Here is a 12,002-nt window from a genome sequence, read left to right on the forward strand (position 1 = left end):
GAGGACTGCATTATGGAAATGGAAAAAAACTACGACCCGAAACTGTTTGAAGACGCCCTGTACGCCAACTGGCAACAAAAGGGCTACTTTACGCCGAAGATCGACCCGAAGAAAGATCCGTACACGATCGTCATTCCCCCGCCCAACATCACGGGGCAACTCCACATGGGACACGCATTGAACAACACGCTCCAAGACATTATGGTGCGTTTCAAGAGAATGCAAGGCTACCCCACCCTGTGGCTCCCGGGAACCGACCACGCGTCGATCGCGACCGAAGTCAAGATCGTGGACAAACTCAAAGCGGAAGGAACGAGCAAAGAAGAGCTCGGCCGCGAAGGGTTTTTGAAAGCGGCTTGGGATTGGAAAAAGCAGTACGGCGGCAGGATCGTCGAGCAGCTCAAAAAGCTCGGTTCGTCTTTGGACTGGACGCGCGAAGCCTTTACGATGGACGAAAAATGCAACAAAGCCGTCAAAAAGGTCTTCGTCAATCTTTACAACAAAGGATTGATTTATCGCGGAAGCCGCATCATCAACTGGTGTCCCTGCTGCAAGACCGCCCTTTCGGACGCGGAGGTCGAATATTCCGAGCAGGACAGCTTCCTTTGGCATATCAAATACCCGCTTTCGGACGGAAGCGGATCCATCACCGTCGCGACGACCCGTCCCGAGACGATGTTCGGCGACACGGCGGTCGCCGTCCACCCCTCCGACGAGCGTTACGTCAATATGATCGGCAAGACGCTCGATCTCCCCTTGACGGATCGTAAGATCCCCATCGTCGCGGACGAGTACGTCGAAAAGGATTTCGGAAGCGGCGCGGTCAAGATCACCCCGGCGCACGATCCCAACGACTTCGAAGTCGGTATGCGCCATAACCTCGAAATCATTCGCGTTATGAACGACGACGGAACGATGAACGAGCTCGCGGGCAAAGCCTACGCGGGACTCGATCGTATGCTCGCGCGCAAGAAAGTCGAAGAAGATCTTGCGGCGATCGGTCTTCTAATCCAAAAAGAATCCTATAAGCATAACGTCGGCGAATGCTACCGTTGCCACAGCAGCGTGGAACCGATCATTTCCAAGCAATGGTTCGTAAAAATGAAACCTCTTGCCGAGCCCGCGATCAAAGTAGTTAAAGACGGCGAGATCGAATTCATCCCGGAGCGTTTCTCCAAAGTCTATTTCGGCTGGATGGAAAATATCAAAGATTGGTGTATTTCCCGCCAGCTTTGGTGGGGTCATCGCATTCCCGCCTACTACTGCGAACAATGCGGCGAAACGGTCGTCGCGGAAGAGACTCCGAAGGTCTGTCCGAAATGCGGCTGCACGCATTTCAAGCAGGATGAAGACGTTTTGGACACTTGGTTTTCCAGCGCGCTTTGGCCCTTCTCCACGCTCGGCTACCCCGAAAAGACCAAGGATCTCGAATACTTCTACCCGACGAGCGTCTTAATCACGGCGTACGACATCATTTTCTTCTGGGTCGCGCGTATGATCTTCTCCGGCATCGAACACATGGGCAAGATCCCCTTCTCCAAAGTTATGATCCACGGCATCGTCCGCGACAAACTCGGCAGAAAGATGAGCAAGAGCCTCGGAAACGGCATCGATCCCCTTCTCGTTATCGACAAGTATGGCGCGGATTCTTTGCGCTTCTCCCTCGCGAACGGCATCGCCCCCGGCGGCGACACCCGCTTCTACGAAGAAAAAGTCGAGAGCGCGCGCAACTTTATCAACAAAGTCTGGAACGCGTCGCGTTTCGTTTTGATGAACCTCGAAGGAGTCAAACTGCTCCCGATCGAGAAGACCGAAAAAACGATCGCGGATAAATGGATCCTGACCCGCCTTTCCGAGACGGCAAAAGCGGTCGGCGATAATTTGGAGAAGTACGAGATCGGTCTCGCGGGCGCGAAACTGTACGATTTCGTTTGGAGCGAATTCTGCGACTGGTATATCGAAGCGATCAAGCCTTCTTTGTACTCGACCGACGAAACCGTCAAGCAAAACGCCGCGTCCAACATTTTCTACGTTTTGACGGGCATTTTGAAAATGCTTCATCCTTATATTCCGTTCGTGACCGAGCATATCTATCAATCTCTCCCCGAACACGAAGAAACCATTATGCTTTCTTCCTATCCCACGTCGCGCGAAGACCTTTCCTTCCCCGAAGAAAAAGCCGAATTCGAAGCGGTTATGGATATCATCAAAGCGATCCGCAACGTGCGCGCCGAAATGAACGTCGCGCCGTCCAAACGCCTGCACGTCACCGTTAAGACCGAGCGAGAAGATATCCTCAAAAAAGGCGAAGGGTATCTCGCAAAACTCGCGGGCGTCGAAAGCGTCGTCTACGATAATAATTTCGTTCCCGAAAAGAAAGTCAGTTCCGCGGTAACGAGCGCGGCGGCGGTCTTCATCCCGCTCGGCGATCTCGTGGATTACGAAAAAGAGATCGAAAGACTGAATAAAGAAAAGGCAGCCGTTCAAAAGGAAATCGCGAAGTCGATGGGAATGCTGAACAATCCCGGATTCGTCGCGCGCGCTCCCGAAAACGTCGTAAACGCCGAGCGCGACCGTCTCGCGGCAAACGAAGAAAAGCTCTTGAAGATCGAAGAAAACCTGAAAAACTTCGCGGATTGATCACGCGAAAAGAGCTTCTAAAACATTCTTGTTTTGTTCGAATAATTCGGGCAAAAACTCAATACCGACGGGGTGCGTCGCGGAAGACGGTGCGACCTCGATCGTAAAAGCGGGGATTTTGAGTTTATCGACGCACCAGTCCTTATACCCACCCGCGCTGTTCTCCGTTTCGACCGGAGTATAACCCGTTACGGCGGAAAGACGAAAGGCAATCCTTTCGTCTTTTTCTTTGTCCTCGGGCGATTGACCTTCGAAACCGTAATAGACGACCTCCCCTTTCGTGTGGTAAGAAAGCGTCGCAAAAGGAGAAACCGCGCGCGTAAAATCGGAAAGAACGCGAACTTCCCGCTCGCTCATCGGGTAGTATCCGATAAAATCCGAGGGAGACGGACATCGGACGTTCGCTTGCCCACCGCCCCAGTACGCGTCGAAATTCGTGTTCAAGTCGACGAGGTTCGCGTTCGCCTTATAGAAGGAAAAATCCGATCCGCCGTTCACGCCGAGAATATAATCTCTCATCGCGTCGCACGGAATAAAGGACGGTCCGTCCAAAACGAGGCGAACGCCGTCCGGATTCGCGTTAAAGACAAAATACGCTCCCCCGCCGAACGGATGATCGGCAGCATATTTCAAAAGTTCCGCGCCGAGTAGCGAAGTAATATATTCGCGCGCGTGGATTCCGCATTGAACGATCGCCTGCCGCCCGTCGAAAGAACCGACGTGCGCGCCGTAGATCGGCTGAGATAGTAAGCTGTATCCGACGACGAACGCTTCCGAAACTGCGTTTACGGTCAAGATTTTATCGACGTACTCTTGATAGGTCATACAATATCGTATGACGAATGACGAAAAATGTTGAAAAAATCCCCCGACCTGCGCAGCAGCAAGTCGAGGGATCTTTGTATTATCGCTTTCCGATGACTCTTAGCAAATACCTTGCGCCATCATAGCGTCAGCGATCTTCTTAAACGCCGCGATATTCGCGCCGAGGACGAGGTTCTTGGGTTCGCCGTACTCAGCCGCCGCGCCGCTGATATTCTTGAAGATATTCTTCATGATACCTTTGAGTTTTTGATCGACTTCTTCGAAGCTCCAATAAAGTCTGCCGCTGGATTGCGCCATTTCGAGCGCGCTGGTCGCGACACCGCCCGCGTTCGCCGCTTTGCCCGGAGCAAAGAGGACGCCCGCTTCTTGAAGCATCTTGGTAGCGCCGAGGGTCGTCGGCATATTCGCGCCTTCCGCAACGGCGATGACACCGTTTTTGATAAGCGCTTCCGCACCCTTCTCGTCAAGCTCGTTCTGCGTAGCGCACGGGAGAGCGACGTCGCACTTCACCGTCCAAATGTCGCGGCAGTTGTCACCGTAAACGGCATCCGGATGCTTCGCAAGATATTCTTTGATTCTTCCGCGGCGAACTTCTTTGATCTCTTTGACGAGTTCGATATCGATCCCGTTCTTATCGTAGACATAGCCGTTGGAATCGCTCATCGCGACGACTTTTCCGCCGAGCTCGGTCGCTTTGACAGCCGCATAAGTCGCGACGTTACCGCTACCGGAGACGACGATGGTCTTACCGGAAATCGAAGAACCGAAGTGAGCAAGCATCTCACTCGCAAGATAGACGAGACCGAAACCGGTCGCCTCTTTTCTCGCAAGAGAACCGCCGTAAGCAAGACCGCGACCGGTCAAGACGCCGACGTGCTCGTTTGCGAGCTTCTTATAGTAGCCGAACATATAACCGATTTCACGCGCGCCGACGCCGATGTCACCCGCGGGGACGTCGGTATCCGCACCGATATGACGATACAGCTCCGCCATGAAAGCTTGGCAAAAACGCATGATCTCGCCCTCGGACTTGCCTTTGGGATCGAAATCACTGCCGCCCTTACCGCCGCCGATGGGAAGACCGGTCAAAGAGTTTTTGAAGATCTGCTCGAAACCGAGGAACTTCAAGATCGAAAGGTTAACGGAGGGATGGAAGCGAAGACCGCCCTTGTAAGGTCCGATCGCGCTGTTGTACTGCACTCTGTATCCTTTGTTGACTTGCACTTTGCCGTTGTCGTCCACCCAAGGCACCCTGAATAAGATCACGCGTTCGGGTTCGACGAGCATATCGAGAAGGCCGCGAGCCTCGTATTCGGGATGCTTGTCAAACACGACGGACAAACTGTCCAACACTTCCGTGACCGCTTGATGGAATTCGGGTTGGTTGGGGTTTTTCGCCTTTAAGTTTTCCAAAACTTTGCTGACGTAACTGTTCATAATTTTCGCTCCTTTTTTTATTTTGCCGAAACGCTTTATTACAACGCCGAAGCGAGCTTGTCCGCGATTTTCAGCAAGAATTCCTTACTCGTAAGGGCGACGGGGTCAACGCCCTCTTTTCGGAAGATCGCTTTGAGATCCCCCGTCATATAACCTTCTTCGATCACGTCGAGCGACGCTTTTTCAAGCGCTTCGCCGAAACGGATCAAAGCCTCGTTCCCGTCTTTTTCGCCGCGCTTTTTGAGAGCGCCCGTCCAAGCGAAGATCGTCGCGATCGGATTCGTGCTCGTCTCTTCGCCCGCAAGATATTTGTAATAGTGACGCGTGACCGTCCCATGCGCCGCTTCGAACTCGTACTTCCCGGTCGGGGAAACGAGGACGGAAGTCATCATCGCAAGAGAACCGAACGCCGTCGCGAGCATATCGCTCATAACGTCGCCGTCATAGTTTTTACACGCCCAAATAAACCCGCCTTTCGAGCGGATCACGCGGGCGACGGCGTCGTCGATCAAAGTATAGAAATAAGTAATGCCGGCTTTTTCAAACTCGGTTTTGTAATTATTATCGAATTCTTCTTGGAAAATCTCTTTGAAACGGTGATCGTAGGTCGCGCTGATCGTGTCTTTCGAGCTGAACCAAAGATCTTTTTTGACCGAAAGCGCGTAATTAAAGCAACTCTTTGCAAACGAACGGATCGAGGAATCGAGGTTATGCATACCGAGAGCGACGCCTGCGCTCTTTTCATAAGACGCGATCGTATAGCGCGTCTCCGCGCCCTTTTCATCCGTTATGACGAGCTCGGCTTTCGATCCCTTCGGGCAGACCGATTCGACGTCCTTATACACGTCGCCGTAAGCGTGACGCGCGACGACGATGGGGCTCGTCCAAGAAGGAACCAACGGAGAGATCCCGGAAACCATAACGGGAGCGCGGAAAACCGTCCCGTCGAGAGCGGCGCGGATCGTCCCGTTCGGGCTTTTCCACATTTGAGTCAGAGAGTACTCCTCCACGCGCTGTTTGTTCGGAGTGATCGTCGCGCATTTTACGCCGACGCCGAGCCTTTCGATCGCCGCGGCGGCTTCGCGAGTAACCGCGTCTTTCGTAGCTTCGCGATTTACGAGCGAAAGATCATAGTACTCCGTCTTCAAATCGACGAACGGCAAAATCAGGCTTTCTTTGATCCATTGCCAAAGAACGCGCGTCATTTCATCGCCGTCAAGTTCCGCTATGGGGGTTTGCATCTTGATCTTTTCCATTGCCCTCTCCCTCGTTTTATTGTAGTTATTTTATCACGCGAAGTCTCCTTTTTGCAACTTATCTTTCTTTATTTCACCGTCTTGACGGATAAATTATCTAAAACCCCGCTATTAAATTTTATTATACCTTTTTCCTTTCTCCGACGGATCGCCTCTTCGATGCAGCCGTCGAGAAGCGCGGGAAAAAGGATCCCTTCCTCTTCAAACAGATAATACGCGAGCGAACCGGGCTGAGAATTGATCTCGTTTACGAAGAGAACGTCCTTCTTTTCGTCGTACAAAAAATCCACGCGAGCGACGCCGAAAAGCCCGAACGCTTTATAGATTTGCTTCGTTGCCGCGCGAACGCGTTCCCGCAACTCGCCGCCGACGAAATTCTGCCCGCTTCCCTTGTATTTCCCGCCTTCGTATTTATCGCGAAAGGTCAGAATCTCGTTTAAGGTGATCGGGCGTTCCACCGCGGAAAGGAAGATCTCCCCGCCTTTACGAAAAGCGGCGCAATTCAATTCCAAGGGGGATTGGACGACCTCTTCGATCAAGATCTCTTCGTCGAATTCGAAAGCGACCGCGACTTTTTCGATGAGCTCGATCTCGTTATGCGCGACCCCGACCCCGAGGCTCGAACCGAGCGAACAAGGCTTTACGATCAAAGGATAGGAAAGCGTCGCCGCCCGCTCGATCGCGTCTTCTCCACGAAAGGCGAAAACCGCCGCGGGAGATTCGAAGCCGCAGTGCTTAAAGAGGAGTTTCGAGTACTTTTTATTCATCGAAAGCGCGGAAGACAGCGGATCGGACGCAGTGTACGCAAAATCGAAAACGTCGAGCAGCGCGGAAAATTCGCCGTTTTCCCCCTCTCCTCCGTGGCAACAACAGACGACGCAATCCAAGGGGATCTTCTTCGCGGCGGATTTGATTCCCGACTTTCCTTTTTCGGAAAAGAAAGAGACCTTTTTCTTATGAACGGTTCCGTTTGCGAAAGGCGCGATTTCGAGTTTTCCTTTGATCCGATAAAAGCATCCGTCCGCCGCGTAGATCGGAATGACCTCGTGCGAAACGGATAAAGCCGCCGCGGTCTCAACCGCGGTTATGATCGAAATATCGTGCTCGTAGCTCCTGCCTCCGAATAATAATCCTATTTTCATATTCCCTCCTATAATCGATACTCTTGCGGAAGATCGCTCGTAATCAAAAGGACGTCGCCGGAGCGGACGAGCCGCGAAAACAGCGCCGTCGCTTCTTCCGTGGACCCGACGCGAACGATCGATTCTTTCGGAAAACAAGAAGAAAGCAATCCTTTGACGACGAGATCGCCGTAACGCCCGCTTAAAACGATCGCGAGATCCGAGACCCGCGCGATCTCTTTTCCGAGCAAAAAATTGTTCTCGGTTTCCTTTTCCCCGAGTTCGACCATCCCGGACGTATAGACGAGTTTTCTTTTCCCCTCGATCGCGTCGAGCGTTTCGAGCGCGACTTTGACCCCGATCGGATTTACGTTATAGCTGTCGTCCAAGATCAAAAGATCCCCCTTTCGGATCGCTTCCAGCCGATGCGGCGCGGGTTTCAATTTTTTTGCGGCGGCGACGATCTTTTCTTGATCCGCTCCGACAAAGAGCGCGAGAGACGCCGCGAGAGCGACGTCGATCGCCGATCCCTTTCCGAGAAGAGGCGTTTCGAAAGCCAATCTCTTTCCCCCGAAAACGAGATCGAACGCCGTCCCGTTTGAAGAGATCCGAAGGTTCTCGATCAAATAGTCGGCTCGTTCGAATCCGACGGTTCGCTTTTCTCCCGATCGCTTTTCCGAAAGCACACGAACGAGATCGTCCGCGACGTTAAAAAAAACGCACCCTTTTTCGGGAACGGAACGCGCAAGCTCGTTCTTTTCCGCGAGGATCGCTTGGATCGAACCGAAGGTTTCGAGGTGTTGCGGCGCGATCCCCGTCAAGATCCCGAGATCGGGAGAGACCAGATCGCAAAGTTCCCGAATATCGCCTTTTCTTCTCGCTCCCATTTCGGCGATGAAAAAATCTTTCTCTCCGCTTACGTTTTTCAGGGTTTTCGCGATCCCAAGCGGCGTGTTGTAATTCGCGGGCGTGGCGGCAACGGAAAACGACTCGGATAAAAATGCGTTCAACGCCGTTTTGACCGAGGTTTTCCCGTAACTGCCCGTGATCCCGATTTTGGTAGCTTTCATTTCGGAAAGCCTGCGTTTCGCTCGCTTCGAATACCTGTCGTTATTCAGCTTTTCAATCGGCAGTAACAAAAAAGCGGCGATGAGCAATACAAAAGGCGCAAGGATCGGAGAAACGCACCAAACGACGGAAAAATCCGTAAAAACGAGCGGAAAGATCACGCCCGCATAAACGATCGCTTGGCAAGACAGAAGCCGCGCGAATCGGCGCGTCGGATGGATTTTCAGATGCATCTTCCGAAAAATGAGAAAAAGAAACGCAACGGTCGGAAGAAACAAAGAATAGGAAAGGATTCGAAAAACGAGCCCGTCGAACCGTCGAAAGAGGATTCCCGCCGCCGCGAAGACCGCAAAATACGCAACCGAAAGCAAATAATATTTTTTCCCCCTTTTCAAGCAAACGGAGAACCGATATCCCGCGCTTTGAAACAAAGTCGCGAACGGGATGGAATAAACAACAGCGAGAACGCAGGAAAGAGAGAATACCGCGATCATAATCCCTTCAAAAACGCGCGGATCACGCGAACCGAAAATTCGGGTTTTTCGAGATAGGAAAAATGTCCCGCCCCTTCGATCACGACGGCTTCGGATCCCGAAAGACGCGCTTTCAATTTCTTACACATATAAAGGGGCGTATCCTTATCCCTGCTTCCCCATAAAAGGAGCGTCGGCAATTTGATTTGATCGCAATCGGGAAGACTGCTTTCGTTTACGACGCGAACGAAAGTTTCTTTCATCGCGCCCGAAAGTTCGGCGTAATCCCGCGATCCCGCTTTGGCGACGTCGAATCCGAGTTTGCGTTTGATCTTATAAGTCCAAACCTTCCGATAATACTTCGGTCCTCGCCGCGGAGGAACGCCCGCGCTGTCGATCAAGACGAGCCCGCTTGCGACCGAAGATTTTGCCGCAAGACGCATCGCGACCCTCCCGCCGAAGGAATGTCCGATCAAGACCGCGTCTTCGATTCCTTCCTTTTTTGAAAGTTCGAGGATCCCTTCCGCGTAATCGTCCAAAGAAAGCGCTCGCGGCGGATGCGGCGTGGCGCCGAACCCGTAAAGATCGACGAGCGTCACTCTGAATTCGTTTGCGAAGCGATCCGCCATACAGCGAAAAGACTCGATCGAACCGCCCCAACCGTGCAAAAAAATCAGGTTCCTGCCCTGTCCGTACGAAACGTAATGGATAACGTCCTCCTATTGCTCCAACCAGTAAATGAGCGCGTTTTCTTTGTCCATATAGTAATGCGGACGAACGCCTGCGAGAGAAAAACCGGCGCGCTCGTAAAGTTTGATCGCTTCCGAATTGCTTTCACGGACTTCGAGTGTCGCCGCGCGGCACGACAGCCTTCTCATCTCTTCTTTGAGATGCGCCATCATCGCCCCGCCGACGCCTTGCCTCCGAAACGAAGGATCGACCGCCACGTTTAATATATGCAATTCATCCAAAATGTGTAAAAAACCGTAATACCCGGCGACTCCGCGCTCGGTTACGGCGAGATAAAAATGCGAGATCGGTTCGCGGATCTCGGATAAAACCATATCCTTTGTCCAAGGAGTTTTGAAAGAAAGAGATTCGATCTGCGCGATCACTTCGGCATCCGATTCCGAAGCCTCGCGAAAAGTGAGAGCAAGGCTCATTTTTTTTCGTCCATCATTCTTTCCGCTTGCGATTTCCGCATATAATGCGGTTTTAATCTATCGACCGAATAGACGGGCGCGCAAGGGCTGTTTTCGATCTCTTGAAGCGCTATCCGAGCCGCGAGAAGCGCTCCTTTCGGCAAAGAATCCGCGAGATCTTTTTGAAAAACCGTTCCTTCGGGGAGATCGCCGAGATCGAGATTCTCCTCTTTGAGGACGCCGCCTTCGTTAAGAGCGGCGTAGGCTGCGTTATGCCCCGCGTCCACGGCGTAACAGGGAGCGGAAACGATCGCTTGCATCACCGTAAAGGACGTCAAGCGGAAGCGCGGGATCGAAAGCCCGAAACAAAAAGCGTTGGCAAAAGCCACGCCGATTCGAATCCCCGTAAACGATCCGGGGCCGACGACGACCGCCACGCCGTCAAGCTGCTTTTTATGGATGCTGACTTCACCGAGAACGCTTTTAACGGCGCGCGTGATCCCCGAAGCGGTCGAAAGAGATTCGTCGAAACAGACGATCCCTTCTCTTTCCCCGTCGAACGCCGCCGCATACGGTCTTTTGACCGTCGTATCGATCACCAATCCTTTCATAATTACTCCTCGATCTCGATCGAGCGAACGCCCTCGCCCGCATAAGAGATCCTAACGTCATACACGCGCCCGCCGAAAGACGGAAGACAATTCCACTCGATGACGACGACTCCGTCTTTTCTTTCGAGATAGTCTTCGAGCCCGAGATCCACGGTGTCTCCCGAAACGCGATACAGGTCCATATGATATAAGTTCAGTTTTTTTCCTTCGTACTCTTTAACGATGGTAAAAGTCGGCGAAGTAACGACCGAGGAAACGCCGAGAGCTTTCGCGATCCCTTTCGTAAAGGTCGTCTTCCCCGCGCCGAGCTCTCCGGTGAGAAGGACGACGTCGCCGCCTTCAAGGCGTTCGGCAAATTTTTCCGCGACGGATGAAGTTTCCTCCGCGCTTTTGGTTAAATATCTCATATCTTGATTATACTTGTTTTTTTCCGCGATAGCAATGATTTTCTCGGTTTTCGCAAAGCGGCAAAACTGAAAGAAAAAAAACAAAAATTATGCGAAAAAATCGCTTGACATCGCGTTTTCTGCGCGGTAAAGTGAAATCAAGAACGATTTAGGGCGGGGTGAAATTCCCCACCGGTGGTATAGTCCACGAGCCCGCGAGGGTTGAGCAGGGGCGGTTCCTGCACCGACGGTATAGTCCGGATGAAGCAAATTGATTCTTTTTTTTCTTCGTCATTATGCCCCGATTCGCTCGGGGTATTTTTTTCGGAGGAGAAACAAATGAAATCCAAAGACTTACTTTTCAGGATCAAACGAAAACTCACCGCCGCGTACATAACGAAAGTCGCTCTGCTTTCCGCGATCTCGTTCGTTCTCTATTTGTACGGAAAATTCGCGCTCCCTTTTATGTTTCCGTCCTTCCTTGATATGCAGTTTTCGGAGCTTCCCGCCCTGCTCGCCGGATTTGCGCTCGACCCCGTCGCAGGCGCGATCGTGATCGTCGTTAAATGCTTATTGAAATTCCCGTTTTCCGGCACGGCGTTCGTAGGCGAGCTCACCGATATGCTGCTCGGCATTCTGTACGTCGTCCCCGCGGCGATCATCTATCACAGAAACAAGACGAAGAAGACGGCTTTGATCGGCTTGATCTCGGGAACGCTGATCGCGACGGCGGCGGCAGTCCTCGTCAATCGCTTTATCTCGATCCCCTTTTACGTCAGCTTCTATTTCAAAGGCAACTTCGATATTATCGTCGGAATGCTCAAACCGCTTTACAAAACAATCACCCGTCGTTCGTTCTATTTTTACTATCTCCTCGTCGCGGTCGTTCCTTTCAACCTTTTGAGGCTCGGCGTCGTCAGTTTCGTAACCTTCCTCGTCTATAAAGTCCTGTCCAAACCCCTGCATTGGGAATGGAAGGCGAAAAAGAAAGCCGAAGAAGAGATCCCCGAAAACGTTCCCGCGGGCGTGACGGACGAAAAGAT

The 12,002-nt window shown here is 52.2% G+C and carries 11 protein-coding genes and 1 riboswitch; of the genes, 2 read left to right on the forward strand and 9 right to left on the reverse strand.

Features of this window, described 5'->3' with window-relative positions:
* Nucleotides 1-9 precede the first annotated feature (9 nt).
* A complete protein-coding gene (locus tag K5753_04985; protein ID MCR4726554.1) occupies nucleotides 10-2,640 on the forward strand; it encodes a valine--tRNA ligase in 2,631 nt (876 codons plus the stop codon).
* On the opposite strand, the gene K5753_04990 is transcribed toward K5753_04985, so the two are convergent.
* The 9 genes from K5753_04990 to tsaE all read right to left on the reverse strand — a co-directional run bounded on the left by K5753_04990 (nucleotide 2,641) and on the right by tsaE (nucleotide 10,980).
* Nucleotides 2,641-3,465 (reverse strand): hypothetical protein, encoded by an 825-nt coding sequence (locus tag K5753_04990; GenBank protein ID MCR4726555.1) that lies wholly within the window; start codon nucleotides 3,463-3,465, stop codon nucleotides 2,641-2,643.
* Between the two features lie 99 nt (nucleotides 3,466-3,564).
* Nucleotides 3,565-4,902 carry an NADP-specific glutamate dehydrogenase gene (gene gdhA, locus K5753_04995; protein MCR4726556.1) on the reverse strand — a complete coding sequence of 446 codons (1,338 nt, stop codon included), beginning with the start codon at nucleotides 4,900-4,902 and terminating at the stop codon, nucleotides 3,565-3,567.
* Between the two features lie 38 nt (nucleotides 4,903-4,940).
* Nucleotides 4,941-6,158 carry an NADP-dependent isocitrate dehydrogenase gene (locus K5753_05000; protein MCR4726557.1) on the reverse strand — a complete coding sequence of 406 codons (1,218 nt, stop codon included), beginning with the start codon at nucleotides 6,156-6,158 and terminating at the stop codon, nucleotides 4,941-4,943.
* A gap of 68 nt (nucleotides 6,159-6,226) precedes the next feature.
* Nucleotides 6,227-7,300, reverse strand: a complete 1,074-nt coding sequence (locus tag K5753_05005) for an ATP-grasp domain-containing protein (protein ID MCR4726558.1) — start codon at nucleotides 7,298-7,300, stop codon at nucleotides 6,227-6,229.
* A gap of 8 nt (nucleotides 7,301-7,308) precedes the next feature.
* The gene (locus tag K5753_05010; GenBank protein ID MCR4726559.1) at nucleotides 7,309-8,841 is read right to left on the reverse strand and encodes a UDP-N-acetylmuramoyl-tripeptide--D-alanyl-D-alanine ligase; all 1,533 of its coding nucleotides are present in this window, start codon (nucleotides 8,839-8,841) and stop codon (nucleotides 7,309-7,311) included.
* Nucleotides 8,838-9,488: an alpha/beta hydrolase gene (locus K5753_05015; GenBank protein MCR4726560.1), complete on the reverse strand. Its 651-nt coding sequence runs from the start codon at nucleotides 9,486-9,488 to the stop codon at nucleotides 8,838-8,840. The genes K5753_05010 and K5753_05015 overlap by 4 nt, the downstream gene beginning before the upstream one ends.
* Before the next feature lie 51 nt (nucleotides 9,489-9,539).
* A complete protein-coding gene (gene rimI, locus K5753_05020; protein ID MCR4726561.1) occupies nucleotides 9,540-9,983 on the reverse strand; it encodes a ribosomal protein S18-alanine N-acetyltransferase in 444 nt (147 codons plus the stop codon).
* Nucleotides 9,980-10,573 carry a tRNA (adenosine(37)-N6)-threonylcarbamoyltransferase complex dimerization subunit type 1 TsaB gene (gene tsaB, locus K5753_05025; protein MCR4726562.1) on the reverse strand — a complete coding sequence of 198 codons (594 nt, stop codon included), beginning with the start codon at nucleotides 10,571-10,573 and terminating at the stop codon, nucleotides 9,980-9,982. Before tsaB ends, rimI begins: the two co-directional genes overlap by 4 nt.
* 2 nt (nucleotides 10,574-10,575) lie before the next feature.
* The gene (gene tsaE, locus K5753_05030; protein ID MCR4726563.1) at nucleotides 10,576-10,980 is read right to left on the reverse strand and encodes a tRNA (adenosine(37)-N6)-threonylcarbamoyltransferase complex ATPase subunit type 1 TsaE; all 405 of its coding nucleotides are present in this window, start codon (nucleotides 10,978-10,980) and stop codon (nucleotides 10,576-10,578) included.
* 141 nt (nucleotides 10,981-11,121) lie between these two features.
* Nucleotides 11,122-11,236, forward strand: a riboswitch (FMN riboswitch).
* 62 nt (nucleotides 11,237-11,298) lie between these two features.
* Here tsaE and K5753_05035 point away from each other — a divergent pair.
* Nucleotides 11,299-12,002 (forward strand): ECF transporter S component (locus K5753_05035; protein MCR4726564.1); only part of this gene is annotated, 704 nt, incomplete at its 3' end.

The organism is Clostridia bacterium (assembly GCA_024685775.1).
Taxonomy (GTDB): Bacteria; Bacillota; Clostridia; order Christensenellales; family CAG-1252; genus CAG-1252.